Annotated in this window: 21 protein-coding genes; 3 read left to right on the top strand and 18 right to left on the bottom strand. The window is 31.4% G+C overall.

Annotated elements, in window-relative coordinates:
- Nucleotides 1-71: 71 nt before the first annotated feature.
- Nucleotides 72-1052, bottom strand: a complete 981-nt coding sequence (locus C4Q29_RS05475) for a substrate-binding domain-containing protein (RefSeq protein WP_103981811.1) — start codon at nt 1050-1052, stop codon at nt 72-74.
- A 189-nt stretch (nt 1053-1241) separates the two neighbouring features.
- On the opposite strand from C4Q29_RS05475, the gene C4Q29_RS05470 reads away from it, so the two are divergent.
- On the top strand, nt 1242-2720 hold the full coding sequence (locus C4Q29_RS05470; protein WP_103981810.1) for an LTA synthase family protein: 1479 nt from the start codon (nt 1242-1244) through the stop codon (nt 2718-2720).
- A 46-nt stretch (nt 2721-2766) separates the two neighbouring features.
- Here the strand turns inward: C4Q29_RS05470 and typA are convergent, their stop codons facing one another.
- Nucleotides 2767-4584, bottom strand: coding sequence for a translational GTPase TypA (gene typA / locus C4Q29_RS05465; RefSeq protein ID WP_103981809.1), 1818 nt, complete (start codon nt 4582-4584; stop codon nt 2767-2769).
- Nucleotides 4585-4650: 66 nt separating this feature from the next.
- Complete coding sequence (locus tag C4Q29_RS05460; RefSeq protein ID WP_103981808.1) at nt 4651-5121, bottom strand: ATP-binding protein; 471 nt, start codon at nt 5119-5121, stop codon at nt 4651-4653.
- A gap of 51 nt (nt 5122-5172) precedes the next feature.
- On the opposite strand from C4Q29_RS05460, the gene C4Q29_RS05455 reads away from it, so the two are divergent.
- The gene (locus tag C4Q29_RS05455) at nt 5173-6057 is read left to right on the top strand and encodes a GerMN domain-containing protein (RefSeq protein ID WP_103981807.1); all 885 of its coding nucleotides are present in this window, start codon (nt 5173-5175) and stop codon (nt 6055-6057) included.
- A 49-nt stretch (nt 6058-6106) separates the two neighbouring features.
- Here C4Q29_RS05455 and yihA read toward each other — a convergent pair whose 3' ends face one another.
- From yihA to C4Q29_RS05395, 12 genes are all read right to left on the bottom strand, one after another.
- A complete protein-coding gene (yihA, locus tag C4Q29_RS05450; protein WP_103981806.1) occupies nt 6107-6691 on the bottom strand; it encodes a ribosome biogenesis GTP-binding protein YihA/YsxC in 585 nt (194 codons plus the stop codon).
- Entirely contained in the window at nt 6681-9026 is a 2346-nt protein-coding gene (gene lon, locus C4Q29_RS05445) for an endopeptidase La (RefSeq protein ID WP_103981805.1), read from the bottom strand. The genes yihA and lon overlap by 11 nt, the downstream gene beginning before the upstream one ends.
- A 43-nt stretch (nt 9027-9069) precedes the next feature.
- On the bottom strand, nt 9070-10287 hold the full coding sequence (gene clpX, locus C4Q29_RS05440) for an ATP-dependent Clp protease ATP-binding subunit ClpX (RefSeq protein ID WP_103981804.1): 1218 nt from the start codon (nt 10285-10287) through the stop codon (nt 9070-9072).
- Nucleotides 10287-10877: an ATP-dependent Clp endopeptidase proteolytic subunit ClpP gene (gene clpP, locus C4Q29_RS05435; RefSeq protein ID WP_103981803.1), complete on the bottom strand. Its 591-nt coding sequence runs from the start codon at nt 10875-10877 to the stop codon at nt 10287-10289. Before clpP ends, clpX begins: the two co-directional genes overlap by 1 nt.
- Nucleotides 10878-10942: 65 nt before the next feature.
- On the bottom strand, nt 10943-12265 hold the full coding sequence (gene tig / locus C4Q29_RS05430; protein WP_103981802.1) for a trigger factor: 1323 nt from the start codon (nt 12263-12265) through the stop codon (nt 10943-10945).
- A gap of 44 nt (nt 12266-12309) precedes the next feature.
- Nucleotides 12310-13974: an ABC transporter substrate-binding protein gene (locus tag C4Q29_RS05425; protein ID WP_103981801.1), complete on the bottom strand. Its 1665-nt coding sequence runs from the start codon at nt 13972-13974 to the stop codon at nt 12310-12312.
- 20 nt (nt 13975-13994) lie between these two features.
- On the bottom strand, nt 13995-15338 hold the full coding sequence (glmM, locus tag C4Q29_RS05420) for a phosphoglucosamine mutase (protein WP_103981800.1): 1344 nt from the start codon (nt 15336-15338) through the stop codon (nt 13995-13997).
- 65 nt (nt 15339-15403) lie between these two features.
- Complete coding sequence (gene rsmI, locus C4Q29_RS05415; RefSeq protein WP_103981799.1) at nt 15404-16210, bottom strand: 16S rRNA (cytidine(1402)-2'-O)-methyltransferase; 807 nt, start codon at nt 16208-16210, stop codon at nt 15404-15406.
- Nucleotides 16207-17019, bottom strand: coding sequence for a DNA polymerase III delta subunit-related protein (locus tag C4Q29_RS05410; RefSeq protein WP_103981798.1), 813 nt, complete (start codon nt 17017-17019; stop codon nt 16207-16209). Before C4Q29_RS05410 ends, rsmI begins: the two co-directional genes overlap by 4 nt.
- Nucleotides 17019-17345: a cyclic-di-AMP receptor gene (locus C4Q29_RS05405; protein ID WP_103981797.1), complete on the bottom strand. Its 327-nt coding sequence runs from the start codon at nt 17343-17345 to the stop codon at nt 17019-17021. The genes C4Q29_RS05410 and C4Q29_RS05405 overlap by 1 nt, the downstream gene beginning before the upstream one ends.
- Nucleotides 17342-17962, bottom strand: coding sequence for a dTMP kinase (gene tmk / locus C4Q29_RS05400; RefSeq protein ID WP_103981796.1), 621 nt, complete (start codon nt 17960-17962; stop codon nt 17342-17344). Before tmk ends, C4Q29_RS05405 begins: the two co-directional genes overlap by 4 nt.
- A gap of 137 nt (nt 17963-18099) precedes the next feature.
- A complete protein-coding gene (locus C4Q29_RS05395; protein ID WP_103981795.1) occupies nt 18100-20136 on the bottom strand; it encodes an N-acetylmuramoyl-L-alanine amidase family protein in 2037 nt (678 codons plus the stop codon).
- Nucleotides 20137-20290: 154 nt separating this feature from the next.
- Here C4Q29_RS05395 and cbpB point away from each other — a divergent pair, with 154 nt between their 5' ends.
- On the top strand, nt 20291-20740 hold the full coding sequence (gene cbpB, locus C4Q29_RS05390; RefSeq protein WP_103981794.1) for a cyclic-di-AMP-binding protein CbpB: 450 nt from the start codon (nt 20291-20293) through the stop codon (nt 20738-20740).
- Between the two features lie 36 nt (nt 20741-20776).
- Here the strand turns inward: cbpB and C4Q29_RS05385 are convergent, their stop codons facing one another.
- The 3 genes from C4Q29_RS05385 to recR form a co-directional block, all read right to left on the bottom strand.
- Nucleotides 20777-21832, bottom strand: coding sequence for an FAD:protein FMN transferase (locus tag C4Q29_RS05385; protein ID WP_103981793.1), 1056 nt, complete (start codon nt 21830-21832; stop codon nt 20777-20779).
- Between the two features lie 104 nt (nt 21833-21936).
- Nucleotides 21937-23037 carry a hypothetical protein gene (locus C4Q29_RS05380; protein ID WP_103981792.1) on the bottom strand — a complete coding sequence of 367 codons (1101 nt, stop codon included), beginning with the start codon at nt 23035-23037 and terminating at the stop codon, nt 21937-21939.
- A gap of 107 nt (nt 23038-23144) precedes the next feature.
- Nucleotides 23145-23747 carry a recombination mediator RecR gene (gene recR, locus C4Q29_RS05375; RefSeq protein WP_103981791.1) on the bottom strand — a complete coding sequence of 201 codons (603 nt, stop codon included), beginning with the start codon at nt 23745-23747 and terminating at the stop codon, nt 23145-23147.
- Between the last annotated feature and the right edge of the window lie 7 nt (nt 23748-23754).

Raw genomic sequence — 23754 nt, 5'->3', positions numbered from 1 at the left:
TTGTAATATTGGAAAAATAGGGGTAGACCCTAAGACCTAGCCCCTATTTATTCAGTACTTATTTTAACTTATTATTTTACTTCTTCCCATGTATTTACAGCACCTGTAAAGATGTCAAATATTTGTTGTTTTGTTAAGTTTGTTAGTGGGTTTGATTCTGCTACAGCTACAACAACTGCATCTTGGGCAAATACTCCTGTATGCATACCCTTTGCTACATCTTCTTCGGTCTTAAATTCTCTTGATGCAAATCCGATGTCTGCTGCGTTTGCTCCATCTTTTTCATCACCTAAAACTCTCTTGTATCCATCACTTGAACCTGTATGTGCTGTAACAAATTGTACATTACCTGCTAATGGTTGGAATGCTTCAATAGCTGCCTTAAGAGCTTTTTCTACTGATGTTGATCCACCTGTTCTGATACTTAAAGCTGAGTTATCTTGGTCTACAACTGGGTGGTTAGCCTTTAATTCTTCCCATGGTTTTCCAGCTTTTACGTCAACAATACCACCAGCTGATGCTACAGCTTCTAGACCTTCTGTTGATTCAGTCATAAATACCATAAATGCATCTACTAATTTTTTCACATTTTCATCTGCATAATCATCTGCAGCTCTTGTTACATATGAGAATGGTCTCTTTAATGCGTATGAACCATTTAATACATTTTCTTCTGTTGCTTCTACGCCTTCATATTGAAGAGCTTTAATTTTGTTTGCTTGGAAGTCTGTTGTTAATGAAACATAACCTATAGCATTGGCATCTTGGCCAACTTTTGTTGCCATATCACCATTACCTGAAGTTTCAGCTGCCTTGTCAGTTAACTTACCTTCAAAGTCGATTAATTCTTCGAAAGCACCTCTTGTACCTGATGAAGCATCACGTGTATAAACGTTGATTGAACCTGTTGCGCTGCCGCCTTCTGTTCCAGTATTCCCTTCTGTTTTTGTTTCTGTTGGTTTTTCAGCCTCTGTTTCTTTGGTATTATTTGAACATGCCACCAAAGATAAGGTTAAAACTAATGCTAACAATATTGATATTATTTTTTTCATATTTACTCCTTTTAATTTTGAGATAAAGTAGTTCTTTATCCTCGTTAAGTAAATAGTATTACCCGATTGTTAAATTGATATATGCCTAATGTTAAATATATGTAAAATCACTTGGCCTTTATTTACTATTTTTTTAATCAATTTTCAGCTATGTGATATAATAGATTAAGTTTTAGAAAAGGATGAATAATGAAAAAGAAAAATTTAGGAAACTTATTACTAGTCATAATATTTTCATTACTAGTAACAACTTCAATTTATTATAGTTTAACTTATACAATTACAAACTTTGAGAATATTTTTGCAACAATCTTTGCTAACAATAAGGGAACCTCCTTGAAGGTGGTATTTGACATTATAAAGTCAGCCCTACCAATATTTCTATTGGTCTTTTTTATTTCATACTTGCTTTTAAGGAAATCCGACAAGATAAATGGTAAATTTGAAAATATTTTTGGTACAGATTCTAAGCTTTATAAAGTAAGAATGTTTTTATATAAGAATGCTAATAAAATACTTGCTATCTTGATAATAATAGCTATTGTAGTATTGGGCTTTGTTTTTAATTTTTATTCTTACTTATATAACAATATTTTTGATACAGAAATATATGAGGATGAATATGTTAACCCTGCTTCAGTTGAAATTACATTCCCTGAAAAAAAGAAAAATCTTATCCATATCTACTTAGAATCTATGGAAACATCTGTTTTTTCTAAAGAAAACGGTGGAGATTTCGATAAGACTATAACTCCAGAACTTGAAGAATTAGCTAAGGAGGGCATTAACTTTTCAGCAAGTGAAACTTTAGGTGGTTTTATGCAAACACCGGGAGCAACCTGGACCCAAGGGGCTATGATAACCCAGGAAAGTGGCATGCATTTCAAAACTATTTATACATCTCATAAAGACTTTGATCCTGCCCTACCTAATCTTGTTACTATGGGAGATATATTAAAGGATAATGGCTACAATCTAGAAATATTGATGGGATCTGACGGAGACTTCCATGATAGGAAGGTCTTTTATGAAAAGCACGGCTATGAAGTTTATGATTATTATAAGGCTATAGAAAATGAAATCATCGATGAAGATTACAAGGTCTTTTGGGGCTTTGAAGATGAGAAGCTATTTTCTATAGCAAAAGATGAAATTACAAAATTAGCTAAAAAAGATGAACCTTTTGCTTTTAAATTGTTGACAGTTGACACCCATTTTATAGATGGTTATACAGATGATTCATGTGAGTTACCTTATGACAAGGCCTACTACAACTCTTACCACTGTTCTTCAAAAAAAGTTGGAGAATTTGTAAAATGGATAAAAACCCAAGATTTTTATGAGGATACTGTAATAGTCATCACCGGCGACCATATTTCAATGCAGGAAGCTGCCTTTGATGAAAATAATAGACATGTTTACAACACCTTTATCAATACTGATAAAACAGATGAACATTCTAAAAATAGACAGGCTACCACCTTTGATATTTTCCCAAGCATTTTATCATCCATGGATGTAGAAATCGAAGGAAATAGGCTAGGACTTGGAGTAGATTTATTTTCTGGACAAAAGACCCTAGCAGAAACTTATGGTTATGATAAATTTACTATTGAATTAGAAAGAAAATCGAAAGATTATTTAGACCTTACTCAAATAAATAGATAGCAAAAAATCTAAGCTAGCTATTTTAGCTAACTTAGATTTTCTTTTTTTAATCTTTTTTATTTTTTGATTTCAATCTCAATTGAGTATTTAAAATCTTCTTTCTCATCCTTAAGTTTTTTGGAGTTACTTCTACATATTCATCACTTTCGATAAATTCAAGCATTTCTTCCAAACTTAAGTCTACCACTGGAGGTAATAGTGGAGCGTCATCTGACCCAGCTGCCCTTATATTGGTTTTTGCTTTTCTTTTAATTACATTTATTTCAATTTCTAGACCCTTAGGATTTTCCCCAATGATCATTCCTTCATAAACTTCATCACCTGGTTCTATAAAGATATTTCCTCTTTTCCAAGCACTATCAAGGGCATAGGCTGTTGCAACACCTTGTTCAAAGGCAACCAAGGAACCAACTTGTCTTCTTGGTATATCTCCCTTGTATCTTTCATAAGAATCAAATTCGGTATTAATAATTCCTGTTCCCTTGGTATCAGAAATAAATTCTTGCCTATAACCAATTAGACCTCTTGATGGCATTTTAAATACTATCCTAGAAAAACCTGTTGAGGTTGTTTCCATGCTTTGCATTTTAGCCTTTCTTGATCCTAATTTATTTATAATAGTACCTACATAAGTTTCTTCCACGTCTATAGTAACTATTTCCATAGGTTCATAGGTCTTACCATCTATCTCTTTAAATAGAACTTCTGGTTTGGAAACTTGGAATTCATAACCTTCTCTTCTCATATTTTCAATCAATACTGACAAGTGAAGCTCACCTCTTCCTGAAACCTTAAATGCATCAGTACTTTCAGTATCTTCAACCCTCAAGCTCACATCAGTTTCTTTTTCTTTATTTAGCCTATTTCTCAAATGTCTAGAAGTTACATATTCTCCATCTAGGCCTGCAAAAGGCGAGTCATTGATTAAAAATCTCATGGCCAAGGTTGGTTCTGATATTTTAACAAATTCAATAGGATCCATATTTGCATTTTCAAGCAAACTATCTCCAATATGAATGCCTTCAACACCAGAAAGAGCCACAATAGAACCCGCTGAGGCTTGGTCTACCTCTACTCTTTTAAGACCTTCAAATTCATATAACTTGGTAATTTTAGCCTTAAGTAATTTATCCGAATCATTGTGGTTTTTAATTATAACTTCTTGGCCAGTTTTTATAGTACCATCACCTATCTTACCTATACCTATCCTACCCAAATATTCTGAATAGTCTGTTGTAGATATAAGCATTTGTAAAGGTGCATTTTCATCTCCACTAGGTTCTGGTATATAGTCTATGATGGTATCCATCAAGTCATCCAGGTTATCTTTTTCTTCACCAAATTCTTTACTTGCAAAACCGGCCTTACCTGATGCGTAAAGGATAGGTGAATCAATATAAGAATCTGGTGCTTCTAGCTTGATAAACAGGTCTAAAATCTCATCAACTACTTCTTCCACCCTAATATTCGCCTTATCAATTTTGTTAAGCACTATAATTGCTGGCAAATTCAACTCTATAGCCTTTTTAATAACAAATTTAGTTTGAGGCATAACACCCTCAAAGGCATCAACTAAAAGTAAAACTCCATCAACCATTTTTAATACACGTTCTACTTCTCCACCAAAGTCGGAGTGGCCTGGTGTGTCAACTATATTTATCTTTGTATCTTTATATTTAACTGCAGTATTTTTTGAGAGAATAGTGATTCCTCTTTCTTTTTCAATATCATCACTATCCATTACTCTTTCTTCTACCTTTTGATTAGCCCTAAAAATACCACTTTGTTTCAACATTGAGTCAACTAAAGTGGTTTTACCATGGTCTACATGGGCTATAATTGCTATATTTCTTATATTTTTCATAAAAACTCCTTGCTTATGCTATTTTATCACACTTAAGCCTTATATAAAATAAAAAACTCCAAAAAATTAATTATTTGGAGTAAGTTTGATTTTGCATCTTATTTTATTGTTATCATAGTTTATATCATCTACTAGGGACTCTACTATGATGAGTCCTCTGCCATCTGGTCTTTTTTCTTCTACATTATATTTTCGCCTACAGGCTACACCAGATCCCTCATCTTGAACTAAAATTTTTATCTCTTTATTATCAATTTTTAATTTTAATAAAATCTTCTTATCACAATCACACTTGTTGCCATGCTCATAGCAATTTATCAAAAGTTCATTTAACACAAGCCTAAAATCGAAGAAAAGATCTTCTTCAAGCATACGCCTTGTATCGAGCAATATATTTTTTACTGCACTATTTATTAAATTTAAATCACTTAAAATTATATCATCATAAATATATTGCATGATCTCATCTCCCTTTCTTTTTATCTCTATTGTATGATTACCCGGTATAGCAAGATATAAACATTTTTCTATCAACATGATATAATTTTTATATAAAGATGAACTGTTCGAAAAAATAAAGGAGATAATATGAAAAAGAAATTATCTGTACTCTTTGCTATTCTTTTAATTTTAACTGCTTGTGGTAAAACTGATGATGAAAGTAGCAAGGAATCAGTCAAAGAAACTAGTTTAGAGACAGGCAAGGAAACTACTAAAGAGAGCATAAATGAAACAGAGTCTGAAGAGGAAATGATGGACCTTGCCCTTTACTATATTTTAGATATGGACAACGAATTTACTTTAGTAAGAGAAATCCACCAATTAAAGAAAACAGACCAGGTTGCTAAGGCTGCTATGGAAGAACTTATATCTGGTAAAATCTTAACTGATAAAGCTATAAGGCCTCTTCCAGAGCATACAAAAATTCATTCTATAAATATTAAAGATGGAAAAGCAATTATTGATTTTGATAAAAATGTTTTAGACCATGCAGCTGGATCATCTGTTGAAGCTGAATCTATCCAAGCTATAGTCAATACTATAACTGAATTCGATAATGTAAAAGAAGTTGAATTTTGGGTAGATGGATCAAAAGAAAAGGCTGATAACTGGTGGGGCCATGTAGGTTTACATGACCTAAAATTAACCAGAAATTTGGATAGGGTCTGGACTCCAGCTATTTGGTTAACCCATCCTAAGAACGGAGACCAAGTTTCTAATAAACTAAGAATGGTTGGTTCTTCTATGACATTTGAATCTACAGTTGGTTATACTGTAAAAGATAAGAACGGAAATATCTTAGCAGAAGATACCTTCACAGCTACAGGTGGAGATGGTATGAGAAGATTATTTGATATATCAATAGACTTAAAAGATCCAAGTCATGAAGAAGGTACTTTAGAAGTTTATGGTATAAGTGGAAAAGATGGAAGTCCTACAGATAAAGTGACAGTAAATATAAGATTTAAATAGCTATATAAGGAAAAGAGTCCCTCAGTAATAAAACTGGTGGACTCTTATTTTATCCTAGTATTTCACTCATTAACTTATATATATAATCCCTGTTTTCCTTAGTTTCTGCAGAATAATAGATTATTTTTTTTCTATCCTCTATTCCAAGTTTTTGAGCAATAACTTTAATATATTGTTGCAGTTTTGATTTTCCAACTTTATCTAGCTTAGTAGCTATTACATAGCCTGAAAAGCCCATGTCTTTTATCCAATTATACATCATCAAGTCATTATCAGTTGGCTCATGCCTTATATCTACAAGTAAAAATACTTCTTTTAAGTTTTCCCTGTCGTATAGGTAACCTTCTATAATTTGACCCCAATCATCTTTTTCTGATTTTGAAACCGCAGCATAACCATAACCAGGAAGGTCTACTAGTCTAAACTTATCATCAATATTGTAAAAGTTAATAGTCCTTGTCTTCCCTGGTTTTGATGATGTTCTAGCAAGATTTTTTCTGTTTACTAGTGAATTGATCAAAGATGACTTCCCTACATTTGACCTTCCTGCTAGGGCAATCTCACTTAAATTCGGATGAGGATATTGTTCTTTTTTTACTGCTATTTTTTCAAGGCTTGGATTTTTAATCTTCATGGTCTTCTCCTTCTAAAAGGGCTAGTTCTAATACCTCTTCTACTTCTTTTACTGGGTAAAATATGATTTCTTTTCTTGCTTCTTCAGGTATATCTTCTAAGTCTTTTTCATTTTGCTTAGGAATGATTATATTTTTTATGCCATATCTCAAGGCGGCTAATGCTTTTTCCTTTAGACCACCTATAGGCAATACCTTACCTCTAATTGTAACTTCACCAGTCATTGCTATATCTTGTCTTATCTTTTTATTGGTAAGGGCTGATACAATTCCTGTAGTCATGGTAATACCTGCTGAAGGACCATCCTTAGGAGTAGCACCTTCAGGTACATGAACATGGATATCTCTTTCTTCAAAGACTTTACTATCTAAAGAAAACTTTTCTTGGTTTGCCCTTATATATGACAAGGCCGCCATAGCAGACTCTTTCATGACATCACCTAGGGATCCTGTTAATTGTAACTTACCTTTACCCTTCATGGTGTTTACCTCTATTTGAAGTAATTCCCCACCAACCTGGGTCCAAGCTAGACCTGTAACAACTCCAACTTCTGGTGATTTTACAATTTCATCATCTAGATATTTTTCTCTACCTAAAAAATCCTTATAGTTTCTCATTGAGATATTTACTTTTTCTTCACCTTTTATGATTTCCATGGCTGCTTTTCTAGATAGTTTGGCTAATTGTCTTTCTAGATTACGTACACCAGATTCTCTAGTATAGTTTTTAATTACAACTTTTAATACAGAATCTGAAACTTTAACCTGGCTACTTTCTAAACCATGAGCTTCTAATTGCTTAGGAAGTAAGAATTTTTTAGCTATTTTAAACTTGTCATATTCACTATAGCCACTTAGTTCAATGATTTCCATTCTATCCAATAAAGGTCTTGGAATAGTTGAAACATCATTAGCCGTTGTTACAAACATGACCTTTGATAAGTCTACAGGTATTTCAATATACCTATCCAAAAACATGTCATTTTGGTTCGGATCTAAAACTTCCAACAAGGCAGATGATGGATCAGCCCTATAATCGCTAGATAATTTATCTATTTCATCAAGTAAAAATACCGGATTTAAAGTACTTATCCTTTGTAGGGAACTTATTATCCTACCAGGCATAGCTCCAATATAGGTTTTTCTATGCCCCCTTATTTCACTCTCATCTGAAACTCCACCAAGTCTCATAGACACATATTCTCTATTCATTGATTCGGCTACAGCCTTTACAATAGAAGTCTTACCAACTCCTGGAGGTCCTACAAGGCAAAGAATCGAACCTTTCATATCGCCTTTTAGTTTTCTTACAGCTAAAAACTCCAGGATTCTTTCCTTTACATCTTCCATACCATAGTGGTCTTTGTCCAAAATTTCTCTTGATTTATTAATATCTATTTCATCTTCAGAATACTTACCAAAGGGTATTTCAAAAATATTTTCTAGATAAGTCCTTATAAGGTTAGATTCTGGAGACGCTCCACTTATATAGTCTAGCCTATCTAATTCTTTTAGAAGATGAGTCTTATATTCCTTTTCTATAGGGAGATTTTCAATATCTTCCTTATATTTTTCTTGGTAGGTCTTACCACCAGCTTCTGTCTCTTCTAATTCTTCTTTTATGACATTTAATTGCTCTCTTAAGAAATACTCTCTTTGCGACTTATTTAGCCTGATATTTACCTGGCTATTAAGGTCAGCTTTCAAAGTTAAAATATCAATTTCTTTTGATAAAACATTTAAAACTTTGATAAGTCTTTTTTTTACATCTAATTCTTCAAGTACTTCTTGGACTAGTTCAGGATTTGGATCAAGGTAAGAAATCAGACTATCAGCTAACTTAGAATAATCTTGTTCAAACTTTATATTTAATAATAACTCTTGAGGTATGTCTTTTTTGAAGGACATATATTTTTCAAAGTATTCTATAGCAGTTCTTTTTAGTGCTTCTAAGTCGTTATTATCTTCATCTGCTTCATATAAGTATCTGTCTATTTCAACTTCTATATATCCATTTTCTTCCTTACTATTTTTAATTTGTCCCCTGTCTAGACCTTCAATAATAACCCTGTAGGAATCGTCTGGTAGTTTTACAGATTCGTTAATCTTGCAGACAACCCCCATAGAATAAATATTCTCTATATCTACATCCTCTTCCATAGGATCTCTTTGGCTGGATACAAAGACTAAAGAATTTCTTTCAAAAGCTGATTCTAAGGCTTTTTTAGTAAATTCTCTTCCTATATCAAAACTCATAGTCATGCCAGGTAATAACCATATCCCCCTAAGAGCTATCAAGGGTAAGCTTTCTTCCCTTAGCATATATTTTTCTTTCATCTATCCTCCTAGCTTACTAGTAAAAAGTATAAGAGCCAAGCTCCTATACTAAGATAGGAGGCTTGTTATCTCTAATGGTTTCTACTGTAACCTTGACTTGTTTGATTTCATCTTGACTTGGAATATCAAACATAATCTCTAACAACCTATCTTCAAGTATGGCTCTTAGCCCTCTTGCACCTGTATTTCTTTCAATAGCTAACTTAGCTATTTCCTCAATTGAACCTTCCTCGAAAATTAACTCTACACCATCTAATCTAAATAGCTCCTGATATTGCTTAATAAGAGCATTTTTTGGTTCTGTAAGTATTTTTACGAGTGCTTGTTCATTTAATTCATTTAAAGTAACTATTATTGGAATTCTTCCTATAAACTCTGGAATTAAACCAAATTTAACTAGGTCCTTTGGTAAGATTTTATCCATAACTCCAGACCTATCTCTTGATTTTTTATCTATTTTTGCACCAAAGCCAATTGAAGATGTGTCAGTCCTGGTTTCAATTACTTTTTCTAAACCTTCAAAGGCCCCACCAACTATAAATAAAATGTCGGTAGTATCTACCTGGATATATTCTTGGTTTGGATGTTTTCTTCCGCCTTTTGGTGGAACATTAGCAGTGCTCCCTTCAATCAATTTTAATAGGGCTTGTTGAACACCTTCACCAGATACATCTCTGGTAATAGACATATTTTCAGCTTTTCTAGTGATTTTGTCTATTTCGTCTATATATATGATTCCTCTTTGAGCCTTTTCAATATCATAATTGGCAGCTTGGACAAGTTTAAGGATGACATTTTCAACATCTTCCCCAACATAGCCAGCTTCAGTCAATGATGTCGCATCAGCTATAGCAAAAGGAACATCTAATATCTTAGCCATAGTTTGAGCCAATAAGGTTTTACCTGAACCTGTTGGTCCCACTAATAATATATTTGATTTTTGTATTTCTGTATCAGTATTGTTCTTGTTTTTAATTCTCTTATAGTGGTTATAGACTGCAACAGCCAAGGTCTTTTTAGCCTTGTCCTGGTCAATAACATATTGGTCTAACTGGTCTTTTATTTCCCTAGGAGTAGGTAGATTTTCAAATTCAGCCTCAAATAAGACTTCATCTTCTTCATCTATTATGTCCTTACATAGGTCTATACATTCATTACAAATATATATATTTCCAGGACCTGCTATCAACCTTTTTACATCTTTGTCCGTCTTACCACAAAAAGAACAATGTATTCTTTCGAAATCATTGTAGTCTGACATTAAATCTCCTTGTGACTTACAATTACCTTGTCTACTAAACCGTAGTCTTTAGCCTCTTCAGCTGTAAGGTACTTATCTCTTTCAGTATCTATTCTAACTTGTTCTATATCTTTTCCTGTTGTATCGGAAATAATCTTATTTAACTTTTCTCTAATCTTTAATATTTGTTCAGCTACTATGCCAATGTCTGTTGCTTGACCTTGGGCTCCACCTAAAGGTTGGTGAATCATAACTGAAGAATTTGGCAAGGCAAATCTCTTACCTTTTGCACCTGATGTCAATAGTAAAGCTCCCATACTTGCAGCTTGTCCTATAACTATGGTTGAAACATCTGGTTTAATATATTGCATAGTGTCATATATAGCCATACCAGCAGTTACAGATCCTCCTGGTGAATTTATATAAAATTGTATATCCTTGTCTGGATCTTCAAATTCTAAAAGTAGTAATTGAGCAACTATTGTATTAGCTACTTGATCATTAACTTCACCTGTTAGAAATACTATTCTTTCTCTTAATAATCTTGAATAAATATCAAAGGCTCTTTCACCCTTGCTACTTGATTCAACAACTGTAGGTACTAATGTCATAATTACCTCCTATTTTAGAATTTCCCAGAATTATACAACTCTGGGAAAATCAATAATTTTTTATCTTATTCTTCTTCTGCTTCTTTTTCTTCTTTAGCTTCTACGAAAACAACATTTGATTTTAAGTCTTCTACAGCTTTTCTTCTTTGAAGAATGGACTTAATTTGGTCTTCACCAACTTGTGCTTTCATCATCTTCTTGAATTCTTCGTCATCTTTTCTGCCATATTGTTCTAAAGCATCATCGTATTCAGCTTCGATTTCTTCAGAGCTAACTTCGTAGTCATTTTCTTCAACTAACTTGTCTAAAAGTACTTGTACTCTTACCTTGTCTTCAGCTCTTTCTTTTAATTGTTCACGAATATCATCTAAGTCTTGGCCTGTAATACTTAGGTAGGTATTTAAGTCTAACCCCATATGACTTAGTTGGTGTTCATATTCACGCATTTCATCTTCTAATTGTAAGTCTATCATTGCTTCTGGTAAGTCAAATGGAGTTCTTTCTAAAGCTTCTTCTAAAACTCTATTTTCTACTACAATTTCATTGTTTTTCTTAACTTGTTCTTCAAGTTCTTTTCTAATTGAAGCCTTATATTCATCAAGGGTATCAAATTCAGAAACATCCATTACAAAGTCATCATCAACTTCTGGTAAGATTTCTTCTGTAATATCATTTATTTTTACTTTGAAAACAACTTCTTGACCAGCTAAGTCTTCAGCTTGGTAATCTTCTGGGAAAGTTACTTCTAAATCAACTTCTTGTCCCTTTTCTTTGCCTACTAGCCCTTCTTCAAATCCTGGTATAAATGTCTTAGAACCAATTTTTAATTCTTGTCCTTCAGCCTTACCACCTTCAAAGGCAACACCATCTTTGAAACCTTCAAAGTCTATGTTTACAATGTCTCCTTCTTCAACTGGTCTTTCAACAGGTTTTAGAACCTTATTTTTTTGAACTTCTTCTTGAATTCTAGCTTCTACTAATTCTTCATCAACTGAATCATCTAATTCTTCTACTTCAATCTTTGAATAGTCTGCTAATTCAATTTCTGGATAAGTTTCAACTTCAAAAGTAACTACTATATCCTTACCTTCTTCAATTTCATCTTCTATGTGAATGTCTGGATTTGATACAGGTTGTAGTTCTAATTCTTCAATAGCTTTTGGATAGATTTCTGGTAATGACATATCTATAGCTTCATTCCAAAATACACCCTTACCAAAGTTAGCTTCTATAATTTTTTTAGGTACCTTACCTTTTCTAAAACCAGGTACACTATATTTACTTTTTTCTTTTTGATAAGCAGCTTTTTCATTTTTCTTAAATTCATCATAAGAAATTACATCTGTAAATACTGCCTTATTATTTTCATGTGAAATTAATTTTGCCATTTTTCCTCCAATAAAATCTTCTTAACTAAGTAAGTATATCATATTTACTCAGTCTTGACCTCTATATTTTCTAAATTTTTAATATAATCAAGGCCTATAAACTCGTTTAGATATATACCCTTAATTCTATTATTTATAACTGTTGTCATTTTTTCTGTTGCTAAAACTACGTAAGGGCTTATTTCATCAAAGTTATCTTTCCAGATTTCTTTGATTTTAATCACCTCTGGATCATTCACATTGTTCTTTATTTGTTCTAGATAATAATGGAAACCCTTGTCAGCTAGATTTAGCAAACTATAGTAACCTTCTACAGGATACCTATCTTCTAATACCTGGTTTGGTATATCTGTCATATATCTTTGACTTATGAAAAAGTCAAAGTCAACTTCACCATTTAAGGCCTTATACATTTCTTGACTAGTTAGGTAGGCTACTTCTATATCTATATATTCATTTTCTAAATTTTGAACAAATCTATCTTCTATAGATCTAAAAAAATCATTATTTTCAGATACTATTAATTTAAGTTTTATTTTTCCGTCTAAATTTAATTTTCCTTTTGCTATGTTTTCTTCTATAAGTTTTTTTAGACTCTTACCTTGTTCATGTATTTTTGTTCCCTGATAAAACCAGGAGTTTTTATAAACAGGTATATGTGGATGGTCATAAATTCCTTGCCCAAAAATACTTTCAACTATTTCTTCTATATTTATAGAATCTCTTAGAGCCTTCCTATATTCTGTTTCAGCAAAAAATTTACTTTCTTCATTAAATCCTAAGAAATGGTAGACTTCAGATTCATGATCTATACTATATGAATAATCTTTTATCCTATCATTTATGAATAAACTTTTGTTAAAAGTGTTAGTCTTATGATACTTGTATACTATATCTACTTGACCTTTTTTATAGTTTTCCAAAGCCTCTAATGGGAAAAGATTTAATATTTCTAATTCTTTTAACTTTATGTTTTTATTTCTGTCTTCTTCCTTTAGTTCCAATTTTACTTTTGCATTACTAAAATCAACAACTTGATATCTTCCTCCACCATTTACAAAGTCTTTTTCAAGAAGAGCGCTTATATCACCATACTTGAAATCATCATCTTCAATATCTAATATTGGAAAGGTCAAAGTGTTTATATTTGAAAAATCTGTAACATTGAAATGAAATCTTATAAAGTTATCATCAACAATTTCAATAGCTTCTAAATAGCTATCTTGACCTAATTTATAAGGATAATATCCCTTTAAGTTATCTACATATGATGAATATGTTCCACTATATTGTGGATCAGCTAAAGCCCTATAAGTATTTTTAACATGGTGGGCCTTTATCTCCTTACCATTTGCAAACTTGTGGTCTTTTTTCAATATCATAGATATTATGCTACCACCTTCATCATACCAGTATTTATCAACAAGGTCTGTTTTCATTTCAGTGTCTTCTGATTGTTTAAATAAAGATGTGTTAATTAATCTGGATAATAAAGAAATCTTTTCTCCACCATCATTTAATGGGTTGAGCGGTTTATCAGTTTTCATTGTAGCTATCTTTATAATATCTGATTCTACTAAAGTATGTGGGTTTTTAATCAATCCATCAGAATTTGATTTACTTAATTGCTGGATAGGTAAAAAGTAAAAAACTAAAGAAAACATTAGTAATAAAATTATGGTTAATATTCCTAAATTAATTTTTTTCATTTTACCACCAGTCTTTATTTTTAAGCTATATAACCCTTATCCTTTATCACTTGTACAACCCTATCTGCAAACATATGACATTCTTCATCTGTTTCAGCTTCAACCATAACTCTAATGATTGGTTCTGTACCTGATACTCTGACTAAGAGTCTTCCCTTGTCTTCTATATCTTTTTCTACTTCTTTTATAGCTGCTTGAACATCTTCATCGCCCAATACTACATTTTTATCCTTTACCCTAACATTTTCTAATACTTGTGGGTATGTTTTTAAGTCTTTAACTAGTAGTGAAAGAGGCATTTTTTGTTTTACCATGATTTCAATCAACTTAAGCGAGGTTAAAATTCCATCACCTGTTGTTGCATATTTTGAATAAATTATATGGCCAGATTGCTCCCCACCGATACTATAACCATGTTCTTTTATTTCTTCTGAAACATATTTATCACCAACTTGTGTTGTTACATAATCAATACCTACTTCTTCTAAAGATTTAAATAATCCTAGGTTTGACATAACAGTTGTAACTAAAACATTTTTGCTTAATTCATCAATTTGTTTTAAGTATTTGGCGAAAACGTACATGATAGCATCACCATCAACAATATTACCATTTTCATCTACAGCTAAACATCTATCAGCATCACCATCATAGGCTATACCTATATCATAGTTTCCTTCTTTTACCTTTTCGGCTAAGACTTCTATATGGGTGGAACCAGCATTTAAGTTAATATTATAACCATCTGGTTTATTATTCATCATTTCTACATCTGCGCCTAAGATATCAAAAACATTATTTGATATTTGGTAAGCTGCACCATTTGAAGCGTCAACTAAAACTTTTACCCCCTTAAAGGATTTACTTACAACAGTTGCTAGGTAGGCTATATATCTATTTCTACCAACAACGTGGTCTACAGTCCTACCAATTTCATCTTTAACAGCATATCCTATATAGTCTTCTTCACTATCTATATATTTTTCAAGTTCTTCTAAAATACTATCTTCTAGCTTGTAACCCTTGCTATCTAACAACTTTATACCATTGTCATAATATGGGTTGTGACTTGCAGAAATCATGATACCTGCATCAAATTCTTCTGTCCTTGTAATATAAGAAACGCTTGGTGTTGTGGTAACGTGTAGTAAATAGGCATCTGCACCACTTGAAGTAATACCTGCAGCTAAGGCAGACTCAAGCATATAAGATGACCTACGTGTATCTTTACCTATAACAATTCTTGCCTGTGGATTTTCTTTTTTAAAATAATATCCTAGAAACCTGCCTATCTTAAAGGCGTGTTTTACTGTAAGGCCAATATTTGCTTCTCCTCTAAATCCATCTGTTCCAAAATATTTCATTTTTACTCCTTTTTAAGTCTATATATTTAGACTAATATATAAATATATAATAAATGTGTAATACCCTATAATTCTAAAGAAATATCATATAATTTATTTTTATTAATATTTAATTCTTTTTGTAAAATTTTTATTGCTGATTTTTTTGTTAAGCCTTCAGATAATAAATTTATCATTTTATTTTTAATAAGTTCATCATCTAAAAGTTCAACTTCATTATACTTATCTATCAATAAAACTATCTCACCTTTTTCAACTATATCCACTTGTCCGTAGTCTCTAGCCTTGAATAACTTAATGTCTTCATGAATTTTAGAAATTTCTCTTATTACTCCTATTTTGTAATCACTTATGTTTTCTGATAAAAACTCTAAAGTTTTTAAAATCCTGTGGGGACTTTCGTAGAATATCCTAGTACAAGGATCCTTTTTAATATTTTCTATTAAATCTTTTTTATCTTTTTCTTTGCTTGGAAAAAATCCAGAAAACTTAAATTCACTATTATCAAACCCACTTAGGACTAAGGCTGTAGTAAAGGCGCTAGGTCCTGGTAAGACTGTGTAGTCTATATTATTTTCTATTAAGCTATTTATAAGAATATTTCCAGGATCAGATATAGCCGGCATACCAGCATCTGATATTATTGAGATAGTTAGTCCATCTAAAGCCTTACCGACAATTTCATCTACTCTTTCTTTTTCATTAAATTTATGATAGGAAGATAGTTTAACTTTGATATCATAAGCATCCAAAAGTTTTTTTGATGTCCTAGTATCTTCGCAATATATTATATCAGAGTTTTCTAAGGTTTTTATCGCCCTAATCGTTATATCTTCCAAGTTTCCTATTGGTGTAGATACAAAATAAATCATTTAATGCTCTTTCTTTTTTCTACTTTTTTATTTATTTTTATAATAGTTAAAAATAGGTCTTCTATTGCCAATTGAAAGTTAATTTTAATATCTAAGAGTCTTCTAATTTTCTCTATTTTAATGAGAACTTCTTCTATTTCACTAATCAAGAAGTTATCCAATCTCTTTAATAGATTTTTATATTCAATATTTTCAATAGTATTATTGTCTGTAAATTTCGCATCAATGAAAATCTTACTCAATAGATTTAAAAAATCACTTTTATTATTTGAAAGCTCTTTTAATAGGTTTTTTTCTTTATTTATAAAGTAATATTTGTTTGAAAGTGCTTCCTTTAATAAGTGAATTGTGTTTTTGCTTAATTCACTATTTAAATCTATACCACTTTGACCTTCTAAAGTAATCAATTGACACCTAGAAATAATGGTATCTAGTAATTTATACCTATTATTAGTTAATAAGATAATAATACTATAAGAAGGAAGGTCTTCTAATGTTTTTAACATGGCATTTTGTGCTTCTGTTCGCATAAAATGTGCATCTTTTATAACATATAAATTATATTTCAGCTTAGATGGTTTGTTGAAAACTTTCCTATTTAAATCTCTAATTTGTTCTATAGATATATTTTCATTTTCAGCTTCTATTAATTCAACCAAATTATTTATATCAATATTGGTTTCTTTTCCGTAAAGTTCTTTGGCAAACTCTTTATATTGATCTTGAACCAAACTATTGGCACCTTCAAATATATAGGCATGAAAAATCTTATTTTCATCTATTTGCTTTTTTAATATTTTATCTAACATTATAATTTAATAAATTGTTCAACATCTAAAATAAATATGGTTGCTCCACCTATTTCTATTTCTACAGGTAAAGAATTAAATAAGGCAGCTTGGCCTGATGCATTAATTATTGAAGTTGTTGTTTTTCTTCTTTTACTATTAGCTTCAATAACTTCTAAACATTTGTCTAACCTATCTTCTTCAACCCCTAAAAGTAATGTTGTATTTCCTTCTTTTAAAAATCCTCCACTTGTAGATAGTTTAGTAACTGAAAATTTATTATCTACTAAATCATCCATTAACATGTTTACATCATTATCTTGAACAATCGCTAAAACTAATTTCATTTTTCCTCCAAAATTTCATCCAATTTTTCTATTACATTATTTACAACTTCATCAACTGTCTTTGAGGCGTCAATTACAATAAAGTCTTCATCATCCATCAATTGTTTGTAGCCTTCATATACTCTTTCATGGAAGAGATTAGTTTCTTTTTCTAACCTATCTGGATCTTCACTAGCTTTTTTTCTATTTAAAACTGTAATTGGATCAACATCTAAGAAGAATGTATAATCAGGTTTTAAACTATCTGTTGCAAAATCATTTATCGCCTTTACCTGGTCAACTCCTACTTGTCTTGCATAACCTTGATAAGCTAAAGAGGATAAAACATACCTATCCGAAATAACTAACTTTCCAGCTTCAATATTAGGTTTTACTTTTTCTTCTACCGATTGAGCCCTAGCCGCGGCAAACAATAGAACCTCTGTCCTATCGTGCATCTTATGGCTATCTACATTTAATAAGATTTCCCTTATTTGTTCCCCTATAGATGTACCACCTGGTTCTCTTGTTAATACATAATCTATATTCTTTCGGTCTAAATAGCTTTTTACCCTTTCAAGTACTGTTGACTTTCCTGAACCATCTGAACCTTCGAATACAATAAATTTACCATTCATCATACTCCTCCTTATATTAAATTATATATTTTTTATACATATTTTTCCACTATTCAAGATAAACTTGATATTTTGGTAAAAATAAAAGGAACATTCTTTTGAATGCTCCTTTGTCTTATTTATTTTACTTAAGTTTTTTATTTTAACCTCAAATTATAATGTCTTGCTACTACTTTCATAAACATTTCAGCAAGAGCTTCTTGTTTTTCAAGGTAAACTTTTGAATCTTGGTAATTTGTATGGAAAACAGTTTCTACTATATATTTTTCCTTAGAACCATTTCCTCTTAAAACTCCATAATAGTCTTTACCACTAGCAGGTTTTGTTTTTGTAATATTTCCTGAGTCATAGTCTCTATATCTAACACCTCTGTTTGGTGTGGATAGCATCTTTGAGATTTCCTTTGTTAAGTCGTCAGCAAATGCTTGGGATTTGTTATCTACAGATCCGTACATTTCAACACCTCTAGTAGAACTACTTGATGAAGCATTAGAGTGTACAGATAGGTATAAGTCAGAATTGTTACCTGCTTTTGCCCTATCACTTAAACTAGGATCTTCATTTATATTTCTCCTAGTAATTTGTGTAGTAACATTTTGGTATTTACTTGCTGCTTTTTGAATTTCTAAAGCAAATTTATAGTTTTGATCACCTTCATTAAATAATAGGCCACCTCTATTGTGAGCTGCACCACCACCATGACCTGGATCTAATACCATCACAAAACTAGAATTATTTCCATTTTCTGGTTTCACATCTACAGAATTATCACCTGGTTTTTCTATATCTGACGCTTTTGGTGCTATTGTTGCACTTATCCATCCTCCAGGTACACCCTTAACTTTTGTTATATTTACAGCATTACCATTTGTATTAAACACATAATATTGTCCTGCTTTAAATGTACCTACATTACCTACACCTTTTAATGCATTGTAAGATGTTCTATATACAGGAACATCATATGGTAGATTGACCATACCATTAACTATTGTTAAAGAGTTTGTGTTTACCTCTGGTGAATCTACTGGTTTAGATGGTGTTGGTGTTGGTGTTGGTGCTGATTCTGTATTTAAGTTTTTTATATTAATCCATGCGCCTGGGCTGTTTTTTGTTTTAGATATATTTATAGCATCTTTAGTAGTGTTAAAGATGTAATATGTGCCCGCTGCATAAGTTTTTACTGAATTTCTTTCTAGTTTAGCATTATCAGCATTTAAATATACTTTAGTTGTTGATTTTAAGGTTACTGCTGAACCTTTAGCTAAAGACTTATTGTTAGATTCTTTTGGTACAGATGGACTTGGCTTAGATTCTTCTGGTTTAGGTGCTGGTTTAGTTGGTTTTGGTGTTTCAACCTTTGAATCATTTATAGATTCTAGGTTTACCCAAGCTCCAGCTTGTCCTTTAACTCTTGAAACATTAACCGCTCCACTTACTCTGTTAAATACATAATATGTGCCTGATGGATATGTTTTAACAGGATTTTTCTTGTTTTTTGCATCTTGCCCATTCATATAAACATCAACTGTTTTTGATAATACTACTTTTTCATCGTTTTTTGTATTATCTGAAGGATTTGGACTTGGTTTATTTTCTTCTACTTCTAAGTTTCTTGCATCTATCCATCCACCGCTAGTTCCAGCTTTCTTAGCTATGTTTATCGCATTACCACTTCTTTTGTAGATATAGTATGTACCTGCTTGATAGCTTTTTGTAGCTGATTTTGCTTCTAAGGCATTTTTCGCAGTTGTATAAACCTTAATATCATTATTGATTGTTACTTTATCACCGGAAATAACTCCCTGAGCCTTTGTATCAGCTTTAGCTAAATCATCAACATTTATCCATGAACCCGCTTGTCCTTGCTTTTTGGATAAGTTTGCAGCCTTCCCTGATAACTTATATACATAATATGATCCTGCAGTGTATCTAGTTTTTGGATTTTGCTTCTTTTCTGCATTCTCTGCTGTTATATATCCATTTACTGTATTTTCTAATTTAACAGTAGAATTAGATGTATCTACAGCATACCCATATTTATTTGCATGATTTTCTAGTTCTGTCCTACCAATATTGGCATAAGCTCCAGAAACAGTAGCAAATAATGGTAATAAAATTGCTAATAATAAAATAACTACTATTAATTTTATATTTGCTTTACTTGTATTCATTCTCCTTCTCCCTAATTTATTTATTCGATAGTTAAATTATAACATAGTTTGTAATTAAAATGTAACTTTTACAAGTATATTATTAGTATTTCTTCATTTTATTTTCACATTAACTTGATATATAATTATTAATATACTTCATTAGGAGGAATCCATGATAGAAAAAAAGATTAGTGATTACTTTTTAAACAATACATCTAGTATCGTCACAAAAAATAATAATATATCTATGGTGTTTTATAATAACAGCCTAGCTCACGCCATTTTAGTTTTAAAAGAATCAAATTATATGTCTATTCCCGTTTTAAATTATGACAAAAAATTCATAGGTTTAATTTCCATTAATAAAATTTACAAGTCTTTAGACTTAGATAATTTTACTATGGAAGTTTTGGAAACAGAAATTGTTGGAGATCATTTAGATACTCATTATGCAATTGTTAGAGAAGATTTTGATCTTGAAGAGATATTTAAGTTGTTAATAAATTATAATTTTATAAATGTAGTAGATGATAACGGGATTTATAAGGGGATGATTACAAGATCAGCTGTATTAAAGTTGACTAATAACCTTTTACACAATTACAAAGATTTTTTAGATTAAAAAAAGCGAAGAATAAATCTTCGCTTTTCAATCTATTTATCTACTTTTAGCACCCTTTGATGCCATTATTTCATTCATATTATCTGTGTTCTTTTCAATTGTCTCGTTAGCCCAAATTAATCCAATATCTTGGTCTTTATAGTTTTCGATTAATTGGTCGTACTCTTCTGGTTTTGCTAGGAAGAATGCTGTAGATAGTAAATCTGCTAGGCCTGAATCTTTTGTAACTACTGTTACAGCCCTATAATTTTCTGTAGGTTCTAATTCATATGGATTTATTAAATGGTGGTAATTTTTACCTTTGTAAGTAAAAAATCTTTGATAGTCACCACTTGTAACTACAGACTTGCTACCTTCTATATATAAAACATCTAAAAATCCTTTTGCTTCCAAATTTGGATTTTGTAAGGCCACTCCCCAAGTTTCTCTTCCATCACCTGGCTTTCCAATAGTTCTGACATTTCCACCAGCATTTATAGAGCCATTTTCAACACCCTTTTCCTCAAGTTTTTGAGCTATAAGTTCAACTGCATAACCCTTGGCTACAGCACCTAAGTCTATTTGAGTCTTTGGGTCTTTTATATAAATTGATGAATCCTCTTCATTTAAAACTATATTATTTATATCTGAATGCTTATTGGCTTCATCTAAGTCTGCTCTATTTGGTAATGTTCTTTCAGATTCTTCAAGCTCTTTATTTTTTTCTCTTACATCATGCCAGATATCAAGCACAGACCCCATGGCTATATTGGTATAACCTAAACTTTTTTCATAGTTATTAATAGCAAACTTAACAAGGTTGAATAGGTCTTTATCAACCACTACAGCTTCTTTTCCAGCTTGTTCATTTACTGTGCTTATATTGGTCACACCCTCATATTTTCTGTAATTATCGTATAGTTTATGAAGTCTTGTAAATTCATCTTTTACAAAATTATAATTTTCTTCATACTCTTTTTCTGTTTTTGTATATTCTAAATAAATTATTTGTGTATCAAAAGTATCGTAAAAAGTATTAGTATGTTTTTCTTTTTTACTTGAACATCCTGTAAAAACAAAAACTAAACTTAAGAATAATAATATTTTTTTCATAGCTACTCCTATCTTTCTGTAACTATAACATTATACTATAAAAAATAAATTACACAAAAAGAAGAGCTCATTGAGCCCTTCTTGGAATTTTTTATTCAATAAAATTATTTTACATTATCAAATGATTTTACTGTTGCTTCTTGTAAGTCTGTAATTGTAATTGTTGTTGTTGCAACTAGGTCTGTACCTTCTGCTGGTTTACCTTCTGCTAATTCAATGCTTGAAATTTCATCTTTAGTTTTTCCAACTAAGTGGTTTTCTAGACCTTCAACTTGTTCGAACCATTCTCCACCATCTTTAATCTTACCGATCTTAGCTGATGTTTCTTTCATTCCATATTCTGCACCAAGTTTTTTCTTTGTTGTACCTTCAGCTTTTAATTCTGAAGAAACTTTGTGGTCTTCACCAAATGGTACTGAGTTTTGTGCTGTATCGATTAAAGCAGCAACTACTTTACCATCTTTATCTAAAGCTGTAACTGAAATGTTTGATTCAAATTGTACATTTGCACTCTTACCATCTTGAGCTGGAGTTGTGCCGTGACCTAAAGCTGTTTTAACAGCTAGACCTAATTTTTCTGCTCCCTTAGCTTCTTTTGTGTGGTTTGCTGCATCAGCAACTGCTTTTTGGAATGATCCAATGTCAATTGTTGTTGTAGCTAATAAGTCTGCTTCTGCTGGTACATTTGGATGCGATCCATCTTCTGAAGGTTTTGTTTCGATAGCAACTACTTCATCAATTGTCTTACCAATTATGTAATCTTCGAATCCTTTAGCTTGTTCAAACCATTCTTTTTCGATGCCTGAAGCTTTTTTCATACCATAGTCATCTTTTAATTCGTGTTTTGTTTTGAATTCTGCTGATTCTGGTGCTACTTCAAAAGTTCCATCTTCTTTAACTTTAAATTTACTTTGAGCAACATCAATATGTGCTTTTACAATTTTACCTTCAGCGTCTAAAGCTAAAGCTGCAATTGTAACGTCTTTTTGTGCAGTTGAGTCTTTACTACTTTTTAATGATACACTTGTACCTAAAGCAATTTTTTCAATAGCTGCACTTGTTTCTGCTTCTTTTGCAGTTTCTTTTCCTGCTTCGCCTGCAGTTTCAGTTTTTGTTTCACTCTTAGTTTCTGTTCCCTTATCTGAACATGCAACTAATGAAAATACTAAAACTAAAGCTAATAATAAACTTAATAATTTTTTCATTATTAATCCTCCTAATTATTTTGATTTGTATGTAAAACAAATCTTTAACAATATTATGATAACATATACTATTACTTTGTCAAGGTTTGCATAAGATAGCTACAAACCTATCCAAGGTCTCTCCTATCTTCTAAGGCCTTGCTTAATGTCAACTCGTCGAAGTATTCAAGGTTACCACCTATTGGTATTCCACTAGCTATTCTAGTGATTTTAACATCTTTGTTTTTTACCAATTCCCTTATAAACAACATGGTTGTTTCTCCTTCTAAAGTAGGTGAAATGGCAAAAATTAATTCTTTTATATCCTCATTTTTTATCCTATCAACCAACCTATCTATATCACTTGTATCGTTTGAGATGGCTGCACCAGGATTTATCAATCCATTTAAAACATGGTAGGTCCCGTTAAAAGAATTTGATTTTTCAATTGTTATAAGATTGGTAACATCTTCAACAACGCATATGGTTGACTTGTCCCTGTTACTATCTTTACATATTTGACATATGCTATCTTCAGTAAAATTGCCACATATTTGGCATTTTTTTATCTTATCTTTCACATCTTGGAAGGCTTTAATTATAGATTCAATATTATTTTTGTCCATATTTACTACATGTAAGGCCATCCTCTGAGCAGATTTTCTTCCCACTGAGGGTAATTTTCTAAGGTTTTCAATTAACTCTTCAATGGATTCAGGATATTCCTTCATTATTCCT

The sequence above is a fragment of the Helcococcus massiliensis genome, from assembly GCF_900258485.1.
GTDB lineage: Bacteria > Bacillota > Clostridia > Tissierellales > Peptoniphilaceae > Helcococcus > Helcococcus massiliensis.
Note: the sequence above shows the minus strand (reverse complement) of the source record. Positions and strands in the feature narration are given on the sequence as shown.